This window comes from Lysinibacillus sp. NPDC096212, assembly GCF_044763105.1.
Taxonomy (GTDB): domain Bacteria; phylum Bacillota; class Bacilli; order Bacillales_A; family Planococcaceae; genus Lysinibacillus.
In genome coordinates this window covers 17,471-41,674 of record NZ_JBIWFQ010000020.1, presented here as the reverse complement: position 1 = coordinate 41,674, position 24,204 = coordinate 17,471, and the positions used below count along the sequence as shown (strand labels likewise).

Sequence of the window (24,204 nt, the reverse complement as noted above, 5' to 3'; positions counted from 1 at the left end):
AATCAACCACACGTTTTGATAATGATCCTAGAAAAAGGAAAAAGGAGAATGTTTTATGAAACTTCGTGAACAAATGCCTGAACTTGTAGGCGCAACGACTTGGTTAAATGGTGAAGTAACAAAAGCGGATTTAGTAGGCGAAAAGCCAACATTAATCCACTTCTGGTCAGTTAGTTGCCATCTATGTAAAGAGGCAATGCCGGATGTGAACAATTTCCGTGATCAATACAAAGATGAGTTAAACGTTATCGCAGTGCATATGCCACGTTCTGAGGAAGATACAAATTTAGAAACAATCAAATCGGTAGCAGCAGAGCATGACATTGTGCAACCAATCTTTGTAGATAGCGAATTAAAGCTGACAGATGCATTTGAAAACCAATACGTACCTGCGTATTTTGTTTTCGATAAAGATGGTCAGCTTCGTCATATGCAAGCTGGTGGTAGCGGTATGAAAATGCTAGAAAAACGTGTGAATCGCGTTTTAGATGAAATGCGCAACGCATAAAATAGTAGAAAACGAGGCGGGGATATTTTACTCCTCGTCTTTTTTTATGGAAAACACAATGTTAGTGTCCACTACGGGATTATTATGAAGCTCACTATATGTGACGTACCTTGAGCGATCAATGAGTCAAGCTGATTGAAAAAAAGCAAGCCGATGGAGAAGTGACCAGAGCGGAAAAGGGGTTGGCCGGATTACTTCCTCGGCAACCCGAGTAGTTTTATGGCAAACCTGATCACTTCCTCGGTCAACCCGAGCAGTTTCGTCTCTCACCCGATCAAATCCTAACGACAACCGAACAAGAAAGCCACTAGGCAGAACGATCCTGTCCAAGGATTGTCTTTTATTGACGAATAGTCTCTTGTTTTGACGATACATATAGCAGAGAATACGTTACAATAATGGTATAGTAGTTTTCGGAGGGATTATTAATGATGAAAAAAGAGTTTGCTGTCATTGGACTGGGTCGTTTTGGAGGAAGTATTGTTCGAGAACTAATGAGTCAAGGCGCACAAGTTATGGCGATAGATCATTCCTCAGAGCGGGTGGACGAGTTTGCTTCGATTGCCACGCAGGCCGTTATCGCAGATTCGACGGATGAATCGGTATTAATTTCATTAGGTATTCGTAATTTTGAGCATGTTATCGTAGCGATTGGTGAAAATATTCAGGCTAGTATTTTGTCGACTATTATTTTAAAAGAAATTGGTGTTCAGCAGATTACTGTAAAGGCTCAGAATGATTACCATGAAAAAGTTCTGCGTAAAATTGGCGCAGATTTTGTCGTGCATCCTGAGCGTGATATGGGGATACGTATTGCCAATAATATGTTGTCTAATACAGTGCTCGATTATTTAGAGCTTTCAGATGAACATTCAATTATGGAGCTTAAGGCCAATGATGCGATTGCAGGTTACTCTATTATGGATCTAGATATTCGTGCAAAGTACGGGATTAATATTGTAGGTCTTAAGCGTGGTCCAGATATCATCGTATCTCCACAGGCGAGTGATAAAATTTTGCTGGGAGATATAATGCTTGTCATTGGGGCGGATGTAGATATTAACCGCTTTGTCAAAAAGGCATTGAATGGGTAATGAAAATGAATAAACGAAGATGGAAACTAGTTATATTTGCTGCAATTATTCTTATTGTCGCCTTTACATTACAATCTCGCGACAAAAATGAGGAAGAGGCTATTTCTCGCATTTTAGATCATACAGCAGAAATTGATGCAATCGAGCTATTTAAAGGAGAGCAATCTTTATTTCGAGCAACAGGTCAAGATGCAACAGCTAATATTGAAAACTATCCGCTAAGCCATGTTAAGAAACTAAGTAAAAAAGAACGAGCTATATTTGAAGAAAAACCACTTTATCATATTGTCTACGAAATTAAAGGAGAGCCTTTATATGAGGTAGATATTTTAAAGGTCGCGATTAGCTCTGAGCTAAGTGAAGAATTACAGCAGATGGTTTTTAATGTTGGGGATCAGCAATATTTGATATATTGGGCAAAAGAGAAAAAAGCACTTGAACAATCAACAAATACGCAACGTTTGCTTGAACAATATGTTAAATAAAAAGGAGTAGTGAAAACAGCAACTAGCTGTCATCACTACCCTTTCTTGTAGTTAAGGAAAATATAGACCCTTTGCCTGTAGATAACTTAGAACATAGTAGGTGTCTAGGCTAACCGCTACAACCTCTAGGTCGCTTCGATCCCTCGGGCAAAAGTGGATTAGCGTTTACTTTTGCCCCGAGGGGCTCTCCGGCGCTTGTCGGATGTAAACGAGCGCTTTAGTGAATTGTTCTTAGGACACAATAGTATTTTTTCCTTGAAGTGCACGCTCTTGCATTTCTATATCAAACTCTTTTTCAGATTTCGATACGACTACACAAGCTACACCGTTACCAATTAAATTTGTTACGGCACGTGCCTCAGACATGAAGCGGTCAACACCAATTAATAGCGCAATTCCTTCAACTGGAATCATTGGGAAAGCAGCAAGTGTTGCTGCTAATGTGATAAAACCAGAACCTGTTACACCAGCGGCTCCTTTAGATGTAATCATTAAAATTCCAAGAAGTGTAATGATTTGAATCCACGTCAAATCCATTCCGTATGCTTGTGCAATAAATAATGCAGCCATTGATAGGTAGATGGACGTTCCATCAAGATTGAAGGAATAACCGGTTGGTACTACTAATCCAACAACTTGTTTAGAGCAACCAAAGTTTTCTAATTTACGCATCATAGATGGCAAGGCAGATTCAGATGATGAAGTACCAATTACTAAGAAAATCTCCTCTTTTATATAAGCGATAAATTTAAAAATGTTGAAGCCGAAAAATTTTGCGATCGTTCCTAAAACAAAAACTACGAATAAGAACATTGTAATGTATACTGCGGCCATTAATAGACCTAAGTTGCCTAACGATTTCAAGCCAAAATTACCAATCGTAAAGGCCATTGCACCAAAAGCACCTATTGGAGATATTTTCATCACCATACTTACGATTTTGAAGAAAATTTCTGCCACTTGTTCAAAAAATGTGATGACAGGTTTTGCAGGTGCTCCAATAGAAGCAGCAGCTAAGCCGAACAATATTGCAGAGAATAACACAGGAAGTAATTGTCCTGTTGCAAGTGCACCTACAACGTTTTCAGGAATAATGCTAGAGATGAAAGCACCTAAGCCTTGCTCAGACTCTGCTGCAGCAGTTGTATATTTTGAGATATCGGCTTCGGAAGCACCTGATGTATCTAAACCTGTACCAGGGCTAACAATTAATGCAACAGCAATACCGATTGCTAAGGCAATGGTAGAGACAATTTCGAAATACAGTAACGCCTTTCCTCCGATCTTTCCAACTTTTTTCATATCCCCCATACTACCGATTCCGATTACAACTGTTAAGAAGATAATAGGGGCGATTAACATTTTAATTAGCTTAATGAATAAGTCAGCCAGGATTTTAAGGCTTGCACCAAACTCAGGGAAGATAGCCCCAACAATCACCCCTAGAATAATCGCAACTATAACCTGAACAGTCAGATTTTTCAGTAATTTCACTTTATGCTACCTCTTTTCTAAATTTTCTCTTTGATATCGTTTTCACTAGAATTATCATAGCGAATCTTTTTAGAAAAAAGAGATTTAGAAAATAAGAAACATATCGTTCATTAAGTACATTCATCCATATTTTAAATAAAACGTAGTGTTTTCAATAACTCAAGCTGTTATGATACTCTGCAAATAATTTACTATTGTTATAATACAAAAATAATTAATGAAAGAAAATTTAGTTTTATGTCAATTTTTTGTAATATTGTTCATTAAGTTCATGACTTTCTCCTACTTATGTCAACTAAAAGTGTTGTCAAAAGATTTTTTTGAAGATAATCTTAAAAGCATATCATTGATAGAAGTTACATTCTGAGCATGAGTAAAATCATCCCATTAAACTTCTTTAATAGTGAAATGCAGAGATTTGGAAAGGAAGGAATATTAAATGATAAAAATGCCTGTAAACGGCAAAATCCTGCTAGTGACATTTTTAATCATTGCATTCTCCTTTTTACTTGGTGGCATTTTTGTACTTGGAAACCTCTTAACTGAGCAAGAAAAGGAGTTTGGTCAGCGTGCTATGCTCGTAGCGCGGACTGTATCAAATGTGCCAGAAATCAGTATGCATTTGAAAAATGACAATATTAAAGAAGCTGCGAAAAATGTCAATAAAATTGTAGATGGAATTCGTGTTGTTAATAAAGCGGAGTATATTGTTGTAATGAATATGGATCGTATTAAACTATCTCACCCAGTTAGTAAAGAAATAGGGAAGCGTAGTGAATCACAGGATTTAAATGCTTCCTTTAGTGAGCATTATTATATATCGAAGGCGCAAGGGGAAGCGGGTGTAATGATTCGAGCTTTTGTCCCTATTATTGATGACAAAAAAGAACAAGTAGGCATTGTCGTTGTAGGGTATTCACTGCCAACTTTTATAGAAATGTTGCAAAATTATGAGCATGAAATTTTTATTACTATTCTTATATCGCTTGTTTTTAGTATTTGGGGGGCATATACACTTGGCCGACATATTAAAAAGCAAATGTTTGGGCTTGAGCCTCATGAGATTGCCAAGATGTATGTGGAACGAACAGAAACGTTCAATGCTATGCATGAAGGCATTATAGCAGTCGATAAAGGAATGAATATTACAATTTTTAATGAAAAAGCAGCTGATATATTAGGAGTTGCTAGAAAGATAGAGGATTGTATCGGGGAAAAGATTTATGATGTTTTGCCTGACACACGATTGCCTGAAATTGTTGAAACGGCAACGCCGGTATACGATCAAGAGCTCTACATCAATCATCATAGTATTTTGAGTAATCGTGTCCCGATTATCGTAAATGGTGAGTTAGTGGGAGCAGTTGCTATGTTTAAAGATTTAACAGCCGTGAAAAAGCTTGCGGAAGAGGTAACAGGTGTTAAAGCTTTTGTGCAAGCACTGCGTGTACAAACACATGAGCATAAAAATAAGCTTCATACTATTGCAGGACTTCTACAATTGGGACATACAAAGCAAGCACTTGAATACGTTACAGCTACTACTGAAAATGAAGCTTCTTTAACGAAGTTTTTGAATGAACGCTTTCATAATGAAAATATTTCAGGATTATTGCTTAGTAAAGTTAGTTATGGCAAGGAATTAGGCATACAAGTAGAAATCGATCGAAAAAGTCATTTTAAAAGCTTTCCCCCATTATTAGATCACCACGATTTTGTCGTCTTGTTAGGAAATTTAATTGAAAATGCCTTTGAAGCGCTAAATGTTCTTTCGAAGGATGATAAATATGTAGCGATTTCTGTAGATGAGCATGACGGTGTGCTAGCAATTGCTGTTTCTGATAATGGAATTGGGATGTCTGAAGAGGTTCAAGTTCGTATGTTTGAAAATGGATTTTCTACAAAGGCAAGTGAGAATCGCGGTATCGGCTTGCATTTAATACATGAAATCGTAAGAAAAGGTAATGGCGATATTGAGGTAGTGAGTGAATTTATGAAAGGGACAAGTTTCTTAATCTTATTTGAGTTAGGGGAAGAGTAGATGGATGTAATAAATGTGTTATTAATTGAAGATGATCCAATGGTACGAGAAGTGAACAGGCAATTTATTGAGCAAATCACAGGATTTTCATTGATAGGCTATGCTGGTAATGGGATAGAAGGGATAGAGAAGATTAAACAATTAAACCCTGACCTTGTCTTTATGGATATTTTTATGCCAGAGCAGGATGGTATTATTACGCTAGGAAAAATTCGTGAAGAACATATTCCAGTTGATGTTATTGCCGTAACTGCTGCGAATGATATGCCTACTGTGCAGAGAATATTACACCTAGGTGTCTATGATTATATTATGAAACCTTTTACGTTTGAACGAATTGAACAGACTTTAAAGAATTATCAAGGTTATAGAAAGAAAATAAGTGGTATGCAAGATCTAACACAGCATGATGTAGATCATCTAATGCAGCAACGTATTTCTGAACAAATAGTTGTTCCTCCGATCACTGAGACGATAATAATTGACGAGCTACCAAAGGGTTTTAATCGAGCAACATTAGACAAGGTGCTTGCCTACATTCAAGAGAGTGACGGAGCCGTATCAGCGGAAGAAGTGTCAACGTATATTGGAGCAGCTCGTGTAACAGCTCGACGTTACCTGGATTTTTTAGAAAAACAAAATTTATTAAAGGTGGATATACAATATGGAAGTGTGGGACGTCCTATCCATCGATATTATATTTAATCCGAATGAGTGTCTTATAGAGCTGTTTAATACATCTTTTATAGGGAAACTATAGAAATTAAGGGGATATTCGAAGCATCATTCGCTTTCTCACCAATATGGATTAGATTTTGGGAAGAAGAAGGTGTTTAGGGAAATTTGTTTATTGATGAATACATTATGCAGCAAATAGAGTCAATAGTTGAATAAAATATGCTTTATCCCGAGAGGCAAACTTACTTTAGCGATACATATAGCAGAGAATCCGTTACAATAATGGTATGTTATTCTTCGGAGGATTTTTTATGGAAATTAAAGATATACTTGATTTTAGAAAGCTAATGGGGAGTAGGTTTAATACACATGTTCAACGTTCGAAAAGAGTCGCTATTTAAATTTTTGAAAATTCTATTTCCAATAGCGCTTTTAGCAATAGCAATTTATGAAATTCTACAAACGATAAGTGGGATAGATGTTCATTTACTTCGGAAAGAAGTGAATGAACTGCAGATATGGGAGCTCTTATTTATTCTTTTTATCACCTTCTGTGCCATTACACCGATGATTTTTTATGATGTAATTTTAGTGAAAATATTAGGAATCAAAATAAACAATCGTCTTTTGCTGAATCATTCATTTATTGTGAACACCTTCTCCAATCTTATAGGCTTTGGTGGTTTAGTTGGTGTTTTTCTGCGTAACTATTTCTATTCGAAATATAAAGAGGATAAGGAAGACTTGTTAAAAAGCATTGCCTCCGTAACACTCTTTTATTTAACAGGGATTTCGCTGTTAGCTTGGATTATGTATATATTCTTTTGGGACTTCCCATTGCTAAAAGAAGTACGATGGTTAAAGATAGCAGTTATTCTTGTCAGCTTATATGTTCCGATTTTTATTGCTATGCTTTTCATTCGCAATAAAAAAGCAGGTTCTATAAAGCCGAAGATCTCTCTTCAATTGATAGGTACTTCCGTAACTGAATGGGTTGCAGTCTTTTTAGTTATCTGGATATTAACTTTTATATTGAAGATCCCAATAGAATTCTCCAATTTAATCCCCATATTTTTAATTGCTTCCTGCGCGGGTATTGTTAGTATGATCCCTGGCGGAGTGGGCTCTTTTGACCTTGTTTTTTTATGGGGGACTCAAAGTTTAGGAATCGCTGATGAAAAAGTGCTTTTTCTATTAATTTTGTACCGGGTTGGCTACTTTGTGCTTCCGTTTTTAGTTTCTTCTCTTTTGTTTGTAAAAGAATATTGGGAACGTTGGAATCAATCATGGGATGACTTGCCAAATGTCGTTTTTCAGAAACTTAGCCACATGCTATTAACGATAATGGTATTTCTCTCTGGCATTGTATTATTGCTATCGGCTTCAGTTCCAGGGATTTTAAGTCGACTAAAAATAGCTCAGGAATTTTTATCTTCGCCGATTATGCATGTCTCTCATCAAATGACTGTTGCAGCTGGCTTTATTCTCTTAGGTCTATGTAGAGGGATTAAATATAAAGTAAAAAGGGCATATCAGCTCTGCCTCATTGTGCTAAGTAGTTCTGCACTATTTTCAATTTTTAAAGGCTTGGACTATGAAGAAGCTATTTTTCTACTGATTGTCGCAGGGCTGTTAATTGCCTCAAAAAAACAATTTTACCGTGAAAGTTACGTTTTGACATGGGGCATCGTTTTGATTGATCTTGCTGCAGTGACAATTATTACAACGATGTATGTATTGATTGGTTATGTGAACTTACCGTCTTCCAAAATTCATATTCCAGTCGCTCTGCAGGAATACATCATTACTGATTACCGAGACCTATTTTATAGTGCAGTAATTGGTATCCTAATAGCAATTGTTATTTTTTATATAGGTTATTTTATCCGTGCACCTAAGAAAATGGAAAAGCTTTTATCAAGTGAGCAAGAAGAGAGAATCAAAGATCATTTGATGACCTATAAAGGGACGGAGTATTCACATTTAATTTTTTTACATGACAAATTTGTACATTGGAATAAACAAGGTACAGTTTTATTTTCTTATCAAATATATGCCGATAAGATCGTTGTACTGGGAGATCCAGTAGGAGATGAATCTGATTTTTTATCAGCTATTCAAGAGTTTTTAGAATTGGCAGATAAGCATGGTTATACACCAGTCTTTTATGAAATTAACAATAAAATTTTCCCTTCTTTACATGAGCATGGGTATAGTTTTTTTAAGCTTGGCGAAGAAGCTTTTGTAGATTTGGAGAAGTTTACACTTGCTGGTAAGGGAATGAAGGGACGTCGAGCGGTAAAAAATAAATTTGAACGAGAAAATTTTACAGTTGAAATAGTAAGCCCTCCTTACTCACAGGAATTAATGAATGAAATGCAAGAAGTATCAACGAAATGGTTGCAGGGAAGGTCAGAAAAAGGCTTTTCTCTTGGCTTTTTTAATGAACACTATTTAAACACTTCAAACATTGCCGTTTTACGTGGTACAGAAGGAGTTATTGGCTTTGCTAGTCTCATGCCCATGTACGATAATGGCGAAAGACTCTCAGTAGATCTCATGCGTTTTAAGCCGGGAGCACCATCTGGAACGATGGATTTCATATTCCTATCGCTTTTTGAATGGGCAAAATCAGAAGGCTACCGTGTTTTTAATATGGGGATGTCGCCATTGTCAAATGTCGGGCAGTCTAGGTATTCCTTTTTAAGTGAAAAAATTGCAGCACAAATATTTTTACATGGGCAGCACTTCTATCATTTTAAAGGATTAAGAAACTTTAAATTAAAATATGCAGATTTTTGGGAGCCAAAGTATATAGCCTATCGAAAGAAATCTTCATTGCCATTTACAATGGCACAAGTCACGCTATTGATTGGCAAAAAGAGAAAATAGATAGCCGAATCATTTTAAAAAGTCTGTGCTGCCAGCATAATTAAACGCATTGGTCGCACAGCCAATAAAAAAAAGATGCATTGCAAAATTACTTTGCGATGCATCTTTTTTGATTGATTTTTTATCATTGGAAGAACAGCGGACATCGCTGATAAAAAGCCGGAATCGCTGATAAAGCATCGAACATCGCTGATAAGAGAGCCGGAATCGCTGATAAAGCATCGAACATCGCTGATAAAAAAGCTAGAATCGCTGATAAAGTATCGAACATCGCCTAGAAACATTATGAATGTGGTATGCGGTATTCCAAATAGTATTTACTGGGCTTCATTACACGATGAAACAAAATATATGAAAAAAATGTAATTTTGCATTTGATTTTCCATTGGAGCTTTGTAATAATAGAGAAAATTTTAGTTTTGAGGTAAGTGGTGATCAGACCAAATTTTTTGTATATAGAACCTTTACGAGGAGCTCAAACTGTAAGTGAATTAGGGGGAGGTATAGTATCGTGAAAAATTATATACAATACAATGCATTTCAGAATAAAGAGGTAATAATTGCGATACCTGCGCTTGGTGAACGTAAAGAAATGTACGCAGCATTAGCGAGCATCTTACCAGAAGCCCATATTGTAGCAATCGATTTACCAGGGCATAATGGTCAACTAGATAATGATTTTTCATTTCAGTCGTATAACAATACGATAAAAGAAATTATGGAGTATCTAAAAATTACTAAAGCTCATTTTCTTGGAAATTCAATAGGTGCATGGATCATTCAAAATTTTTATACAAACTATCCTGATTCGGTTAAATCATTAACATTGTTAGACGGTGGATATTATTTTATAGGCGAATATCATCCTGATGATAAAGCAGAAATACAATTACCTATCATTGAACGATTAGAAGATTTACAAGAGGCTATAAATGAAGAAATACGGAACATGGGGAACTTGTCTGCAGAAAATAAAGAATATTTGTATAATTATTTCCTTCATAACTTTGTTGAAAAAAACAATGTCTATTACCATCACAGTGATGCAAATGCCTTAAATGATTTGTCAAAAGCAGTAGAAAAAATAATTACTGTATAGAAAATGAAATTCCTTTGTCGGTGTTATTACTGTTGGCAGACGAACATTCGGATAGTTTGTTACATAAGAAGTTAAATAGATTTCAAGAAAGACAACCGAATGCACAAGTTGAGATTATTCCCAAAAGCTATCATTTTTTGCCTCTCACCAATCCAAATGAGATAGCTGCACGGATTAGAAAGGCAATCTTGCATTAAATTTTTTTAACTTCTACAAAGCAGAGGAGGGAGTAGCTTGCGTATTCCGAATAAATTAAAAGTAGGTGAAGAGATACGGATTATCGCACCTAGTCGTAGCGCAGCAATCATAACAGCAGAAGGCGCTGAACAAACAAAGAAAAATCTTGAAGAGTTAGGTTTTAAAGTATCCTTTGGTCAACATATTTTTGAATGTGATCTTCAAAATTCAACTTCTATTGAGCATCGAGTTGCTGACATTCATGATGCCTTTCGTGATGAGAATGTAAAGGCTGTATTAACAGTTGTTGGTGGTTATAACTGTAATGAGGTATTACCCTATTTGGATTACGACATGATAGCAAATAACCCAAAAATATTTTGTGGCTTCAGTGATATCACAGCTTTAGCAACAGCTATTACAAAAAAATGTGAATTTATTACGTATTCGGGTCCTCATTTTTCTAGCTTCCGTATGGAACAGGCACAAGACTATCAGCTATCATATTTTCAAAAATGTTTGATGAGTAATACACCATATACTATTAAAGCATCAAGCGTTTGGAGTGATGATGCATGGTATTTAGATCAACATAATCGTCATTTTGAAGCGGCTAGTTGGAAAGTATATTCCGCAGGAGAAGCAAGTGGGCAATTATTCGGTGGGAATTTATGTACATTAAATTTGTTGCAAGGGACACCGTATATGCCAGATTTATCAAATAGTATTTTATTTGTAGAGGATGATAAACTAGTTTATCCAGAAATATTTGCTCGGGACTTCAGCTCAATATTACAAGCTACTAGTAATATTAAAGGTATTGCGATAGGGCGTTTTCAAAGAGCTTCTAATATGACAGAGGAGCAACTACATTTTATTTTAGATAAGCATCCAAATTTAAGAAAAATACCAGTTCTATATGATGTTGATTTTGGACATACACAGCCAATCTTTACGTTTCCAATTGGTGGTGAAATTCAAATGAATACGAAAGATTTGATGATACATGTCACTAAATTTTAACTTCTTTCAGCGGGAGTCCAAACATCCGCTGAAGGCTAATTGATAAAGAAGGGAGTACGATCAAGATGTTAGTAAGAGAGGCAATAGGTAAAGATGCTGAACAGGTAATAGCTGTCATCAAAAATGCGGAAGAGTCTAATTTTATGTTATTCAGGCCAGGTGAACGAAAGTTAGAGACTGAACAGTTTACTAAATTTATCGAGAATATGAACAATAACAGCCATTCAGCTTTATTTATAGCTGAAATTGAAAAGATAGTAGTTGGTTATTTAATAGTTCAAGGTAATCATATGCCATCCAGTGTTTCACATCGAGCCTATATAGTCGTAGGTATCCATAGTGAATATAGGGGACAGAAAATTGGTACTGCATTGTTTAGTCACCTCGACGATTGGGCAAAAGAAAAGAGCATGCATCGCTTGGAACTAACAGTAATGGCGAATAACATGGCAGCCATAGCTTTATATAAAAAAATGGGGTTTGAAATTGAGGGGACTAAAAGACATTCCTTATATGTTGATGGGGAATATATGGATGAATATCATATGTCAAAATTATTGTAATAAAAAAGGGGGATGTATATGAATTCTAGAAGAAACACTAGAAGTATTAATATCGGTATTTTTTCACCGTCTTCCCCTGCATCCGTCAATGCACTTTCTCGATATAAGCGTGCAAAAGCTTTTCTTGAACAAAAAAATATTAATCTAATTGAAGGTAGTTTGACGGGTAAAGCTGATATTTATCGCTCAGGTACTCCTAAAGAGCGCGCAGAGGAATTGAATGAATTATTACGTGATCCAAACGTCCACATTATCATGTCGACAATAGGTGGTACAAACTCAAATAGTATGCTGCCATATATTGATTATGAGGCTTTTCGAAGCAATCCCAAAATCGTCGTTGGTTACTCTGATACAACAGCAATTTTACTGGCACTTTACGCAAAAACAGGAATTACAACTTATTACGGACCAGCATTAATTCCTTCCTTTGGTGAATTTGAGCCATTAGTCAATGATACATATCAATTCTTCGAGAACTACTTCTTGAAATCACAAGTATCACCTTATGAAATTCCAATGCCTACATACTGGTCAGATGAACCTGTCAATTGGCTAGAAAAAACGGTGGAAAAAAATTTATATAAAAATGAATGGGTGACGGTTCAAGAAGGTGTTGCTGAAGGTAGATTAATCGGCGGCAATGTAAATGCTATGTATGGATTTATTGGTACTTCTTATTTCCCGAAAATTAATGTTGGAGATATCTTATTAATAGAAGATTGCGCTAAAAATACGGCTATCGTTGAGAAGAATTTTGCAATGCTGAAATTGCATGGTGTATTTGAAAAAATAAGTGGCATTATTTTAGGCAAGCATGAACGTTATGATGATTTAGGGACTGGGCGTAAACCATATGAAATCCTGCTTGAACAGTTAGACGGCATTGATATCCCGATATTGGCAGAATTTGATATATGTCATACGCATCCGATGCATCCAATTGCTATAGGAAAACAAGTGAGATTAGATGCAACGGCCAAAAAAGTCTATTGTATTGAGAAATGGTTGTAAGCCCTGCTTTTTTGCAGGGATTAGTCCATTTAAGATTTAACATAGTCATCATCTGTAATAGCATACATATTAACATTTTGATGAATGCCCTTAACAAACATACATTTTCGTAAAACTCCCTCAAAATGCATCCCTGATTTCTCCATTACTTTTTGAGATCCAATATTTTCTTCAAAGCATCGCGCTTGAATTCGCACTAATCCTAACTCGTTAAAGCCAAAGTCGATTAGTTTTTTTGCCGCTTCAGTCGTTATCCCTTTATTCCAATAAGCTTCAGAAAGAACATAACCAACCTCCGCAAATTTATGTGTCGTGTTAATCGACACGAAGTCAATGGTGCCAATCAATTTTTGCTCATATTCGATGCCCCAAAAAAAGTGTTGACCTTGTTGGTAACCAGATAAAATCAATGCAATAAAATCCTTCGTTTCATCTAAACTTTTATGTGCGTCCCATGTCACATAACGAGCTACATGTTCACTGGAAGCATAAAGAAACATGGCTTCTACATCATTCAGTGTAATTGGTCTTAATGTTAATCTTTCTGTCTTTAAAACAGGTACTGCTTGTTTAAAAATGTTGTCGCTCATAAAACTCCCCCTTAAAAGCGTTTGAGTGTATTTAATTATAACAAGATTTGTAAATTTTCGTTAGGCTGTTTATTTGAGATTGAAAGGGGATGAACTCGTTTAGTAGTCTGTAATCTAATGCAACAGCTTTACTTATAATATGATGATTTGCGCGAAGCTAGAGAATACCCGCGGAAGGAGGGCAAATACTCGCGGAAGGAAAGCAAATACCCGCCATATTGCTGACGCTACGTCAACGCTACGCTTTCGCGCAAAAACCATCTGCCGCTGCCGCTACGCTTTCGCGCAAAAAACACCTGTTGCCACGACGCCCTCAGGAAACCGATCAACCGTAACGGAAATCAACCTCACTTTATGCTAATGAGTCATAGACAATAGTATTTCTTCAAAACATAGAAAAAAGGGCCTCCTACAATGGAGAGCCCTTTTTTACAAGTATTTATTAATTATCTTTAACGTCTTTTCGGTTTTTCTTTAACATTTTAGATAGCATTTCATACACGATTGGTACAACTACTAATGTTAATAATGTTGAAGATAGTAAACCACCAATTACGGTAATCGCTAGGTCTTTTGAAATTAGACCACTGCCACCATTACCAAGTGCCATTGGAATCATCGCACCAATTGTTGCGATGGCTGTCATTAGGATTGGACGTAAACGAGTTGCACCTGCCTCTAAAATGGCCTCGCGCATAGCAAGTCCGTCACGTTCCATATGAATAATGCGATCTACTAATACGATGGCATTTGTTACAACGATACCTATTAACATTAATAGTCCCATCATAACAGAAACAGAAATGGTTTGATTTGTAACGTACAAGCCGACAAATGCACCAATTACTGCGAATGGTAGTGAGAACAGAATAGCAAATGGTGCTAAACCTTCACCGAATGTTACTACTAGGATGAAGTAAACAATCGCGATCGCAGCTAACATAGCAATTCCAAGCTGTGTGAACGTTTCTTGCATGTCTGCAGCAACGCCTCCAACGCCAGTCGTTACACCTTTAGGTAAATCTAATTTATCGATATTCTTATCAGCAGCTGTAGTTGCTTTTGAAATATCGTCACCGATAATCGTACCAGAAACTTTTGCGAAATATTCACCTTTTGAGCGAGACAATGTGTTTAATGTAGTGCCTTCTTCTACTTTTACTAACTCACCGATTGTCATTGTTGTGCCTAAAGCTGTTTGGATTTTAGTAGCTAATACATCATCAAGAGATTTGGCTGCAGCTTTTTCTTCATGTTGTACAATAACATCAATATCTTCACCATCATACTGAACTTTAGTTAGAACTTCTGATGATGTATTTTGATTTAAAGCCATTACAATTTGAGCAGTAGTTAAACCATATTGTAGAACATTCTTTTGATCTACTTTTAAGGTATTTTCAACAAATGGATCTTCAGTATCAGACTTAATTTCTTCTAAACCATCAACTTCTTTTAATGCGCCTTCCACTTGTTTCACTGCTTTGCGAAGCTTATCTAGATCTTCACTGTATAATGTGTAACTTACTTCATTTGAAGACCCCGACATTGATGAGAAGTTTTGAGATTTCCATTCTCCTGATTGATCGATGTTCGTTACATAGTCTTCTACTTCTTGACGTGCTTCAGGGAAGTCCTTCATATCTGGATCGAAGATGAGGTACATTAAGGCACCACCAGCACCGCCACCCATCATCATTGCTGAAGGATCAACATGTTTAGGGTCATTGATCGAAACTTGTAAAATATTAACGTCTTTACGTTTCATTAATTCTTTTTCTACTTTTGCAACATTTGCTTCTGTATCTTTCATTAGCTCGCCTGTACCAGGAGTATACGTTAAGTACATAACCTTATCTTCTTGAGAGCCCATGAAGCTGAAGCCGATAAGTGGTGTTAAAGCAAGAGAACCAACAAGCAATACAATCGCTATAACTGATGTAATGATTTTATGGTTTAATGCTTTTTTTAGTACACCTTTATACCAAAGAGCTAGCTTTCCAACTTCTTTATGTTGACTTTCTTTTTTCTCACCGTATATTTTTTTGCGGAATAGGAAGTGAGATAAAGCTGGAACTATTGTAATCGCCACTAGTAATGAAGCACCTAGCGCAAATGACATTGTTAACGCAAACGGCATGAATAATTCACCAACCATACCGCCTACAAACATTAGTGGGGCGAATACGGCCACAGTTACTAATGTAGAAGAAAGGATTGGTTTGAACATTTCAATTGTCGCTTCACGAATAAGAGCACGACCTGTTAGTTTTTCTCCTTTTAAATGGATACGTCGATAAATATTTTCAACAACTACAATGGAGTCATCGATAACACGACCTATCGCCACGGTAATGGCACCGAGAGTCATAATGTTTAATGTGATATCCATCCAGTTTAATAGTAGTAATGCCATGAATACTGAAACTGGGATAGAAATAATCGAAATAATTGTTGATTTGAAATCACGTAAAAATAGTAAAATAATTAATACGGCAATGGCACCACCGAATACTGCTTTTTCAATCATTGTGAAGACTGAATCTTCAATTGGTTTACCTTGGTCAAGTGAGATATCCACTTTTAAGCCGGCTAATGATTTTTCTTCGTCTTTCATTAAATCTTTCACTGCATTTACGACTTTTACCGTATTTGCATCTTGAGCTTTAACGATTTGAATCGCAATCGCATCTTTGCCATTTGTACGTGATACAGATTGTACTTTACCTTCGACTTCAATCGTTGCAATATCGCCTAAGCGAACGAATGGTGAAGGATTTGTAGCTGAAGGTGTGACTGGGATCAATAATTCTTTTAACTGATCGATAGATTGTACTTTACCGTCTACTGATACGGCTTGTTCGCCAACGGTAAATTGATATAAACCAAGTGATAGTGACATATCACTTGCTTGAATCATTTGCTTGACAGAATCCTCTGTTAAGCCGAGAGCAGCCATTTTTGCTTTATCATATTTAAATGATATTTCATTAATGTGCTGACCATTGATAGTTGCTGAAGCAACGCCATCAATTTTTTCGATTTTTGGAAGTAGAATGTCTTCTACTGTTGACGTTAATTCAACAATATCTTCCTTAGAGCTACTAACTGATAAAGCGACAACAGGCATCATATTCATGCTAATTGCCATAACTGTCGGTTTTTGAGCACCTTCAGGTATTTTTATACCTTCTAAAGCGGACTCTAATTGGCGCTTTTTCTCATCCATATCAATGCCGTAGTCGTATTCAACTTGAACTTGAGCTACGTTTGAAGAGGAATTTGAGTAAACAGCCTTTACATCTTCTAAGCTTTCTATTGACTTTTCAAATGGCATGGAAAGCTCATTCATAACCTGTTCAGGTGTTGCACCAGGATAAACACCCATTACAATTAAATATGGTATAGAAATGTCAGGTATGGACTCCATTTTCATTTTTGTACCTGAATAAATACCAGAGACAGTGATGATAATTGTTAATAACCACACTGCCAATTTGTTTTTCAATACGAAATTAACTAAACCTTTCACCTTCACACCTACCCTTTATTGACTAACTAGATTTCGTTATTTATACTAATGACTAATCGGTCATTTGTCAATGAAACACATTAGGAGAGATTAAAAGTATGTTAAAAAAGCAACTTATTATGGAGAAAGCGTTGGAGCTATTTTCAGAACAAGGCTTCGAAGCTACATCTGTACAGCAAATTACAGAACGATGTGGAATTTCAAAGGGTGCATTTTATTTATCTTTCAAAACAAAAGACGAGCTTCTAATTTCTATGGTAGAGTATTATCTACAACAGTTTGTCACTGACGTTGACCAAGTAGTCAGAAGTTCACTTAGTAAAGATATCATTTTAGTTGAATTTTACAAAAGTATTTTTCAAGCTTTTAAAAATCATGCTGCATCTGCCCGTGTGTTTTTTAATGAGAAAGTACTTCTTACAAAAAAAGAATTGTTTCAGAAAATAATTGCCTATGATGTTGAGATGTCTAAGTCGATTCTCTATATGCTGGAGCAGTTATATCAGGATGAACTTCAGGAGACAAAATATGATGTTATGTATTGCATTAAAGGATTTATGAAAAGTTATTCGGAACTTTTTATTTTTTCCGATATACCACTCGATTTAGATCAATTGGCCAGATCGCTAGCTGAAAAGACGGAAATTATTGCACGACATACGACGATACCATTTATAACTGAAGAACTCGTTCGATTAACGGAAAAACCTTGTGATGAAGAAGTTACGCAGGAATCTTTGCTAGAATTAATCGAACAACATCTAGATGGCTTAGAAGACACTATAGAACGAGAGTCTCTAGAATTATTAAAAGACCAAGTCGAAAATCCAACCTATAGTAAACCGATTGTAAAAGGTTTAATTGAAAACATACGCTTGCAGCCAGATTATCGTTGGGTTGCTTATGTAATAGCTAAATACTTTAATATGTAGACATAAGGATAGGATTGCACATTCTAACGGGTGAGCGATCCTATTTTATCTTCATTTGGCACAGTGTTTTCTGTAGCGACAGTTAAAGTTATGACACTGCGAAATTGGTTAAGATTATTGAATGTTATATGAAAACTTGAAGTGTTAGCGGTAATTAAGTATTAGTCTCGGTGACTAGAAGTGATTGCGAGTTTCTGATAGTACTACAATAGGGACAAAACTCCATTCGAGTAGCTATTTCTTGTGTTACTCTAATTCATTTTGAAACTTATTGTTGTTGAAATTATTTTAGAGTCTTCATACTATATACGAAAAAAAAGCAAAGAGGTTCCAAAAAAATGAAAATAAAAAAACTACGCAATTTTGCGTAGTTTTTTTAATGAGATTAAACCTCCATAATGATCGGTAAAATCATAGGGCGACGTTTTGTTTTTTCGAATAAATATGGTCCTAATACGTCAGTGATTTCATTTTTTAGCTCAGTCCATTGAGGCGTTTTGCCTTGAATTGATTCATTCAGGTGTCGGTTTAGCATTTTTTGTGCTTCATTAATCATCGTACCTGACTCACGCATGTAAACAAAGCCTCGTGAAATAATGTCTGGACCGGAAACGATTTTTTGGTTTTCCATATCCACACTTACAACAACGATCACTAAACCTTCTTCAGAAAGAATGCGTCGATCACGTAATACGATATTGCCGATATCTCCAATACCATTGCCGTCAATATAAACGTCTCCTGAAGGAATACGACCTGCTACATGTGCTTCGTTGGCACTTAATGCTAGCACGTCACCATTCTCCATAACGAATGTATTTTCAAGCGGAACATCACAATCTTCTGCTAGATGAGTATGCATTTTCAACATACGGAATTCACCGTGAATTGGCATAAAGAATTTAGGCTTCATTAGGCGCAGCATTAGTTTTTGTTCTTCTTGAGAACCGTGACCAGAAGTATGGATATTATTCAGTGCACCATGTATAACTTCTGCACCTGCACGGAAAAGTAAGTTGATAATCTTGTTTACACTTACCGTATTTCCTGGTACTGGTGAAGAAGAGAAGATAACTGTGTCACCAGGCTGGATTTGGATTTGACGATGTGTACCATTGGCAATGCGAGAAAGTGCGGCCATCGGTTCACCTTGAGAGCCTGTACATAATATCATAACTTCATTGGCAGGAAGACGATTAATGCTTTGGGCATCAATAAATGTATCCTTTGGTGCATTAATATAGCCTAGTTCACGACCAATTGTAATGGCATTATCCATTGAACGTCCGAAGACAGCAATTTTTCTTCCGTATTTTACTGCAGCATCTGTTGCTTGTTGTAAACGGTGAATGTTAGATGCGAAAGTTGCAAAAATAATACGACTATCTACCTTACGGAAAATTTCATCGATACTTTTACCAACTGTACGCTCTGACATTGTAAAGTTCGGCTTTTCTGCATTCGTACTATCTGAAAGTAAGCATAGTACGCCATCACGGCCGATTTCAGCCATTTTTGTTAAGTTGGCTGGCTCGCCTACAGGTGTAAAGTCAAATTTAAAATCACCTGTATGCACGATGTTACCAGGTGGTGTTTTTACAACGATTCCGTAAGCATCTGGAATACTGTGTGTTGTTCTAAAGAAGCTAACAGATGTTTTTCTGAACTTAATAACATCCTCTTCTTTAATTTCGATAAGCTTTGTTGTACGTAGTAAACCATGCTCGTCTAACTTATTGCGTAATAAACCAAGTGCAAGCTTGCCGCCGTAGACAGGGACATTTACTTGACGTAATAAGTAGGGAATACCACCAATATGGTCTTCATGTCCATGTGTAACAAATAATCCTTTAATTTTGTCGGCGTTGCGTACTAAATAAGTATAATCCGGAATAACGTAGTCAATGCCGAGTAAGTCGTCTTCTGGGAATTTAATGCCGGCATCAATTAAAATGATTTCATCTTGAAATTGAACGCCGTAAGTGTTTTTGCCGATTTCGCCCAGTCCGCCGAGCGCGAAAACAGCTGCTTGGTCATTTTTAACAAACTTCATGTTTGTTAAATTTCCTCCAAGATGAAGTTCGGGCTTGCTTGTTCGTAGACTAAATAGTTACCTTCAAGCAATTGAACGAACTCGATGTTGTAGTTTCGGTCTTTTAGCTTTTCACGTACTTCGCGTTCTGAAGCAGCTTCTAGGTATAGACTTTTAGTGTTTTCGCGAACTGGAATTTCATTTACTTTTTCTTGATAATAAACTTTGTAAATCATAGTTTGCTCTCCTTTTATTGCGTACAATTTTCTTGCACCTTTGACTAATACCACACACGTACTACAAGAAAAAACAGCAAATTTCTAGTAAACAAAGGAAGAAATTAGGCGTTTGAAGTTCTTGTATCTCAGTGTTACAATCCAGACGTAATTACAACAAGGTGTAATTGAATTATGCAATGAGACAGTGGTTGCGCATAGCCAAATAAATGCATTTCCTTTATATTATCACGCAGTTACTCTAAAATAAAGAAAAGCCCTTCAAATAATGAAGGGCAAATGTTAGGCAATTGATTTTTTTCCGAGTATGCCGCGAAGTTGCTTCAACAATTTGCGTTTGAGTTTCTTCAGCATGGCACATCACTCCTTAGGATCATTATAATAAAAAATATTGCCTCTGTAAAGTCATTAACCTTGCAGAATAATACATAATGAAGGGGACTATAAGATGAAGAAAATATTATTTTTTGATGTAGATGGTACACTTTATAATAGTGAGAAAATATTACCTGCTTCTGCGAAAGAGGCACTTTTTGAAGCTCGTCGTAATGGATATGAGATAGCGATTGCAACTGGACGTGCACCTTTCATGATTCAATCCTTGCTAGAAGAGCTAGATATTAATACGTATGTGACATTTAACGGACAATATGTTGTTTATCGTGGTGAGGTTATTTATACGAATGGTGTTGGAAAAGGTGAGCTAGCCAAAATCATTGCCTTTGGTGAAGCGCGAAATGAACCTGTAGTATTTTTAGACGACAAGCGTATGATTGCATCTGTAGGAAATAACGATATGGTAGTAGAAAGCCTCGATACATTAAAATACGAGTATCCGACTATAGACTCAACTTATTATATGCAGAACGATGTCTATCAAACACTTATTTTTATGGAAGAAAAAGATGAACATTTATATCGTGAAGCATTTCCGAACGTGGAGTTTGTACGCTGGCACCGCTATTCTTGTGATATTTTACCAAAGGGAGGCTCGAAGGCTGCTGGTATTGAAAAGGTCCTTGATAAGATAGGGCTGACATTAAATGATGCCATTGCTTTTGGGGATGGACTTAACGATATTGAAATGCTACAGGCTGTTGGGACTGGCGTGGCGATGGGGAATGGTCATGAGAGAGTGAAGGCTGTTGCTACTCATATTGCGGAGCATGTGGACGAGGATGGTCTTGCTAAAATCATGCACCAATTAAATATTATCTAACTTATTTCAACGGAGTCGAAACATCCGTACCTGTCGCTAAGCTTTCGGTACAAAAGACATCCGCTGAAATAAGTTAAACCTCCGGACGCAATGCCGAGGCATAATTGATTAGAGAAACTAAAGAAGCAACTAGTTGTAAGAATTGACTACAACTAGTTGCTTTTGTATTTAATAAATTATTTAGTGTCTTCGATGTTTGTTCTTACTATTTTCAGTTGTACACCATTATCCGTGAAATGATTGACCGTGTCTTTAGAGAGTGAGTAATCTGTGATAATCATATCTACCGCATTTACTGGACAAACTTGAATAGCGACATCTTTGTTAAGTTTTGAAGAGTCCGCTGCTACATAGACAGTTTGAGAAATATTTATAATTTGTTTCCGCGAATACGAACATCAACCTATAAAAAAGGAAGTACAAGATGTTGTTGGGTTAGATTTTTCCATGAATGGCTTATTTGTCGATAGCGAAGAAGGTAAGACAGCCAATTACCCACGTTTCTATCGTCAAGCCTTGGTAAAATTAGCGAAGGAACAAAGTATTCTATCACGCAAAAAGAAAGATTCTAATCGTTGGCACAAACAGCGTCTTAAAGTAGCGAGGTTACATGAAAAAATCGCCAACCAACGGAAAGACTTTCTGCATAAAGAATCGCATAAAGTAGCAAAACCTATGATTGCGTGGTGATTGAAGATCTCAACATGAAGGGGATGTCACAAGCACTCCGTTTTGGTAAAAGCGTTGCAGATAATGCATGGGGCTTGTTCACAACTTTTCTTAGGTATAAGTTAGAGGAGCAAGGGAAAAAGTTAATCAAAATAGACAGATGGTTTCCTTCTTCCGAAACTTGTTCCAATTGTGGTCAAGTAAAGGAGTCCTTATCTCTTTCTGAGTGTACGTTCTACTGTGATTGTGGGTTTATAGCAGACAGGGACTGGAATGCCGTTTATCAACATCAGACATGAAGGATTGCGTTTATTAGCGTTAGCATAACAAAAAAACTTTTGGAACAAGAGGGATAGCTCGGTCAGTTTTCGTTGGCTACTAAAAGCAACGATAAGTCGAGAAGCCCCCACTTCAAAAACTGTTAGGTTATAAATGGTGGGTAGTTCACCACCGCCATAAAACTTCTCCATTTTCTTATCTTGCACAAGCTGTGTTGAATATCACGACGAATTGTTTCCGTTGAAACGTTGAACTCTTTTGTTAGCGTTACTAATTTTACTATCATATGTTTTCGTACAAATTGTAAAATATGCTGTTGCCTTTCTATTGTATACATTTCATTTCACGGAACAGGATGTCCTAGCTTTATATATGCAGTTTGAATCAAAGCTAATGGAATCGTTAGCTACTTACACAGATCCGATTCAGCATGTGAAAGAAACGGTGTATCGATTAAGGAAAGAGGGTATTCGTATTGGCTCCACGACGGGATATACAGACTCTATGATGGAGGTAGTGACTCATCATGCAGCGGCAAAAGGATATGAACCTGATTTTTTAGTAACGCCTACTCAAGTAGGGGATAAAGGACGTCCGTACCCATATATGATTTTTAAAAATATGGAGGCATTAGATATTGGGCAACGAAACAAGTTGTGAAGATTGGTGATACAACCTCAGATATTAAAGAGGCTTTAAATGAAGGTGTCTGGGCTGTAGGTGTTATTGTTGGAAGTTCTGAGATGGGGTTATCTGAAGAAGAGTTTATGGCTTTATCTGAAGAAGAGCAGCAAATAGCTATTGAAAAAACAGCACGAATAATTAAAGAGATAGGTGCGCATTATACGATTCGAACGATGGAAGAGCTGCCTGCACTGCTGGAAAAAATAAACGAACGTTTAGAACAAGGAATAGAAATAGCATAAAAATAATTGGGATATTTGAAAATTGAAAGTGATGGGTAGAAGATCAAAAAGAGCCTGAAAATAAAGTAAACCCCCGCAGTTTATAATAACTGCAGGGGTTTGCTTTCTTTCTGTGCTCCTAATCGCGCTCGTATGGTGTAGAATCTGGAATTTCCGCAAATGGATTTTTTTCATTGATGCGATCGTAAAACATAATGCCGTTAAGGTGGTCTAATTCGTGTTGGAAGGCTATAGCAGGCATGCCTTTAAGTCGCAATTTTTTCTCTTCACCGTCAATTGTTTTAAATTTAACTGTAACACGAGCATGACGTGGTACATAGCCTGGAACATTGCGATCTACAGAAAGGCAGCCCTCACCCGCTGCAAGGTATGAGTTTTCTACAGAATGGCTAACGATTTTTGGGTTGATAGCTACAAAACTTAATTGTTCGCCATTGTCATCAGTTAAATGAAGGGCAAACATGCGATGTAGGCTATTTACTTGATTGGCAGCTAATCCAATGCCGCCGCGTAAATTATATTTATCTGCCATTTCAGGATCTTGGCTGTTTATTAAATATTGAAGCATGTCTTCTGCAAGCTGTCTTACTTCATCAGTTAAAGGGAATTTGACCTCCTCAGCTTTTGTGCGTAAAGTCGGATGACCTTCGCGAATAATATCATCCATTAAAATCATATATGAATCTTCCTTTCAACTTTGTAGTGCTTACTTATAAGTATA

Annotated in this window: 21 protein-coding genes and 1 pseudogene; 15 read left to right on the top strand and 7 right to left on the bottom strand. The window is 36.6% G+C overall.

Annotated elements, in window-relative coordinates; translation table 11 throughout:
- Window positions 1–55 precede the first annotated feature (55 nt).
- The 3 genes from ACIQ7T_RS18305 to ACIQ7T_RS18295 all read left to right on the top strand — a co-directional run bounded on the left by ACIQ7T_RS18305 (window position 56) and on the right by ACIQ7T_RS18295 (window position 2,087).
- On the top strand, window positions 56–508 hold the full coding sequence (locus ACIQ7T_RS18305; protein WP_053483465.1) for a TlpA family protein disulfide reductase: 453 nt from the start codon (window positions 56–58) through the stop codon (window positions 506–508).
- Between the two features lie 431 nt (window positions 509–939).
- Complete coding sequence (locus ACIQ7T_RS18300; RefSeq protein ID WP_370077040.1) at window positions 940–1,602, top strand: potassium channel family protein; 663 nt, start codon at window positions 940–942, stop codon at window positions 1,600–1,602.
- 5 nt (window positions 1,603–1,607) lie between these two features.
- Window positions 1,608–2,087 (top strand): hypothetical protein, encoded by a 480-nt coding sequence (locus ACIQ7T_RS18295; protein WP_370076973.1) that lies wholly within the window; start codon window positions 1,608–1,610, stop codon window positions 2,085–2,087.
- 231 nt (window positions 2,088–2,318) lie between these two features.
- Here ACIQ7T_RS18295 and ACIQ7T_RS18290 read toward each other — a convergent pair whose 3' ends face one another.
- Entirely contained in the window at window positions 2,319–3,581 is a 1,263-nt protein-coding gene (locus ACIQ7T_RS18290) for a dicarboxylate/amino acid:cation symporter (RefSeq protein WP_370076975.1), read from the bottom strand.
- Window positions 3,582–4,020: 439 nt separating this feature from the next.
- On the opposite strand from ACIQ7T_RS18290, the gene ACIQ7T_RS18285 reads away from it, so the two are divergent.
- The 7 genes from ACIQ7T_RS18285 (at window position 4,021) to ACIQ7T_RS18255 (ending at window position 13,068) form a co-directional block, all read left to right on the top strand.
- Window positions 4,021–5,622 (top strand): ATP-binding protein, encoded by a 1,602-nt coding sequence (locus tag ACIQ7T_RS18285; protein WP_370076977.1) that lies wholly within the window; start codon window positions 4,021–4,023, stop codon window positions 5,620–5,622.
- Window positions 5,623–6,327: a response regulator gene (locus ACIQ7T_RS18280; RefSeq protein WP_370076979.1), complete on the top strand. Its 705-nt coding sequence runs from the start codon at window positions 5,623–5,625 to the stop codon at window positions 6,325–6,327.
- 342 nt (window positions 6,328–6,669) lie between these two features.
- Window positions 6,670–9,192 carry a bifunctional lysylphosphatidylglycerol flippase/synthetase MprF gene (gene mprF, locus ACIQ7T_RS18275; protein ID WP_370076981.1) on the top strand — a complete coding sequence of 841 codons (2,523 nt, stop codon included), beginning with the start codon at window positions 6,670–6,672 and terminating at the stop codon, window positions 9,190–9,192.
- 511 nt (window positions 9,193–9,703) lie between these two features.
- A complete protein-coding gene (locus ACIQ7T_RS18270; RefSeq protein WP_402872295.1) occupies window positions 9,704–10,291 on the top strand; it encodes an alpha/beta fold hydrolase in 588 nt (195 codons plus the stop codon).
- Window positions 10,292–10,525: 234 nt separating this feature from the next.
- Window positions 10,526–11,491: a S66 family peptidase gene (locus tag ACIQ7T_RS18265; RefSeq protein WP_402872292.1), complete on the top strand. Its 966-nt coding sequence runs from the start codon at window positions 10,526–10,528 to the stop codon at window positions 11,489–11,491.
- 65 nt (window positions 11,492–11,556) lie between these two features.
- Window positions 11,557–12,054 carry a GNAT family N-acetyltransferase gene (locus tag ACIQ7T_RS18260; protein ID WP_370076989.1) on the top strand — a complete coding sequence of 166 codons (498 nt, stop codon included), beginning with the start codon at window positions 11,557–11,559 and terminating at the stop codon, window positions 12,052–12,054.
- A gap of 18 nt (window positions 12,055–12,072) precedes the next feature.
- Window positions 12,073–13,068, top strand: a complete 996-nt coding sequence (locus ACIQ7T_RS18255) for a S66 family peptidase (RefSeq protein WP_370076991.1) — start codon at window positions 12,073–12,075, stop codon at window positions 13,066–13,068.
- A 29-nt stretch (window positions 13,069–13,097) separates the two neighbouring features.
- Here the strand turns inward: ACIQ7T_RS18255 and ACIQ7T_RS18250 are convergent, their stop codons facing one another.
- Together ACIQ7T_RS18250 and ACIQ7T_RS18245 are read right to left on the bottom strand one after the other, a co-directional pair.
- Window positions 13,098–13,658: a GNAT family N-acetyltransferase gene (locus tag ACIQ7T_RS18250; RefSeq protein WP_370076993.1), complete on the bottom strand. Its 561-nt coding sequence runs from the start codon at window positions 13,656–13,658 to the stop codon at window positions 13,098–13,100.
- Between the two features lie 442 nt (window positions 13,659–14,100).
- On the bottom strand, window positions 14,101–17,190 hold the full coding sequence (locus ACIQ7T_RS18245) for an efflux RND transporter permease subunit (protein ID WP_370076995.1): 3,090 nt from the start codon (window positions 17,188–17,190) through the stop codon (window positions 14,101–14,103).
- A 98-nt stretch (window positions 17,191–17,288) separates the two neighbouring features.
- Between ACIQ7T_RS18245 and ACIQ7T_RS18240 the strand changes: the two genes are divergently transcribed.
- Complete coding sequence (locus ACIQ7T_RS18240) at window positions 17,289–18,122, top strand: TetR/AcrR family transcriptional regulator (RefSeq protein WP_370076997.1); 834 nt, start codon at window positions 17,289–17,291, stop codon at window positions 18,120–18,122.
- 385 nt (window positions 18,123–18,507) lie between these two features.
- On the opposite strand, the gene rnjA is transcribed toward ACIQ7T_RS18240, so the two are convergent.
- Entirely contained in the window at window positions 18,508–20,175 is a 1,668-nt protein-coding gene (gene rnjA, locus ACIQ7T_RS18235) for a ribonuclease J1 (protein WP_370076999.1), read from the bottom strand.
- 5 nt (window positions 20,176–20,180) lie between these two features.
- Window positions 20,181–20,390: a DNA-dependent RNA polymerase subunit epsilon gene (locus tag ACIQ7T_RS18230; protein ID WP_370077001.1), complete on the bottom strand. Its 210-nt coding sequence runs from the start codon at window positions 20,388–20,390 to the stop codon at window positions 20,181–20,183.
- A 448-nt stretch (window positions 20,391–20,838) separates the two neighbouring features.
- On the opposite strand from ACIQ7T_RS18230, the gene ACIQ7T_RS18225 reads away from it, so the two are divergent.
- Together ACIQ7T_RS18225 and ACIQ7T_RS18220 are read left to right on the top strand one after the other, a co-directional pair.
- The gene (locus ACIQ7T_RS18225) at window positions 20,839–21,609 is read left to right on the top strand and encodes a Cof-type HAD-IIB family hydrolase (RefSeq protein WP_370077003.1); all 771 of its coding nucleotides are present in this window, start codon (window positions 20,839–20,841) and stop codon (window positions 21,607–21,609) included.
- A 369-nt stretch (window positions 21,610–21,978) separates the two neighbouring features.
- Window positions 21,979–22,605: pseudogene (locus tag ACIQ7T_RS18220) on the top strand (RNA-guided endonuclease InsQ/TnpB family protein); the annotation flags it as partial.
- Between the two features lie 94 nt (window positions 22,606–22,699).
- Here ACIQ7T_RS18220 and ACIQ7T_RS18215 read toward each other — a convergent pair.
- Complete coding sequence (locus ACIQ7T_RS18215; protein ID WP_402872283.1) at window positions 22,700–22,843, bottom strand: DeoR family transcriptional regulator; 144 nt, start codon at window positions 22,841–22,843, stop codon at window positions 22,700–22,702.
- Between ACIQ7T_RS18215 and ACIQ7T_RS18210 the strand changes: the two genes are divergently transcribed.
- Window positions 22,816–23,217, top strand: coding sequence for an HAD family hydrolase (locus ACIQ7T_RS18210; RefSeq protein WP_402872382.1), 402 nt, complete (start codon window positions 22,816–22,818; stop codon window positions 23,215–23,217). The genes ACIQ7T_RS18215 and ACIQ7T_RS18210 overlap by 28 nt on opposite strands.
- The gene (locus ACIQ7T_RS18205) at window positions 23,214–23,483 is read left to right on the top strand and encodes a hypothetical protein (protein WP_402872280.1); all 270 of its coding nucleotides are present in this window, start codon (window positions 23,214–23,216) and stop codon (window positions 23,481–23,483) included. The genes ACIQ7T_RS18210 and ACIQ7T_RS18205 overlap by 4 nt, the downstream gene beginning before the upstream one ends.
- 118 nt (window positions 23,484–23,601) lie before the next feature.
- On the opposite strand, the gene def is transcribed toward ACIQ7T_RS18205, so the two are convergent.
- Complete coding sequence (gene def, locus ACIQ7T_RS18200; RefSeq protein ID WP_370077007.1) at window positions 23,602–24,159, bottom strand: peptide deformylase; 558 nt, start codon at window positions 24,157–24,159, stop codon at window positions 23,602–23,604.
- Window positions 24,160–24,204 lie beyond the last annotated feature (45 nt).

What these genes read in the sequence shown, in the direction of transcription:
- ACIQ7T_RS18295 (WP_370076973.1), top strand. Translation starts at nt 1,608, where the DNA reads ATGAATAAACGAAGATGGAAACTAGTTATATTTGCTGCAATTATTCTT.
- ACIQ7T_RS18215 (WP_402872283.1), bottom strand. Translation starts at nt 22,843, where the DNA reads ATGATAGTAAAATTAGTAACGCTAACAAAAGAGTTCAACGTTTCAACG.
- ACIQ7T_RS18240 (WP_370076997.1), top strand. Translation starts at nt 17,289, where the DNA reads ATGTTAAAAAAGCAACTTATTATGGAGAAAGCGTTGGAGCTATTTTCA.
- ACIQ7T_RS18280 (WP_370076979.1), top strand. Translation starts at nt 5,623, where the DNA reads ATGGATGTAATAAATGTGTTATTAATTGAAGATGATCCAATGGTACGA.
- ACIQ7T_RS18255 (WP_370076991.1), top strand. Translation starts at nt 12,073, where the DNA reads ATGAATTCTAGAAGAAACACTAGAAGTATTAATATCGGTATTTTTTCA.
- ACIQ7T_RS18230 (WP_370077001.1), bottom strand. Translation starts at nt 20,390, where the DNA reads ATGATTTACAAAGTTTATTATCAAGAAAAAGTAAATGAAATTCCAGTT.
- ACIQ7T_RS18260 (WP_370076989.1), top strand. Translation starts at nt 11,557, where the DNA reads ATGTTAGTAAGAGAGGCAATAGGTAAAGATGCTGAACAGGTAATAGCT.
- ACIQ7T_RS18305 (WP_053483465.1), top strand. Translation starts at nt 56, where the DNA reads ATGAAACTTCGTGAACAAATGCCTGAACTTGTAGGCGCAACGACTTGG.
- ACIQ7T_RS18250 (WP_370076993.1), bottom strand. Translation starts at nt 13,658, where the DNA reads ATGAGCGACAACATTTTTAAACAAGCAGTACCTGTTTTAAAGACAGAA.
- rnjA (WP_370076999.1), bottom strand. Translation starts at nt 20,175, where the DNA reads ATGAAGTTTGTTAAAAATGACCAAGCAGCTGTTTTCGCGCTCGGCGGA.
- mprF (WP_370076981.1), top strand. Translation starts at nt 6,670, where the DNA reads ATGTTCAACGTTCGAAAAGAGTCGCTATTTAAATTTTTGAAAATTCTA.
- ACIQ7T_RS18225 (WP_370077003.1), top strand. Translation starts at nt 20,839, where the DNA reads ATGAAGAAAATATTATTTTTTGATGTAGATGGTACACTTTATAATAGT.
- def (WP_370077007.1), bottom strand. Translation starts at nt 24,159, where the DNA reads ATGATTTTAATGGATGATATTATTCGCGAAGGTCATCCGACTTTACGC.
- ACIQ7T_RS18285 (WP_370076977.1), top strand. Translation starts at nt 4,021, where the DNA reads ATGATAAAAATGCCTGTAAACGGCAAAATCCTGCTAGTGACATTTTTA.
- ACIQ7T_RS18300 (WP_370077040.1), top strand. Translation starts at nt 940, where the DNA reads ATGAAAAAAGAGTTTGCTGTCATTGGACTGGGTCGTTTTGGAGGAAGT.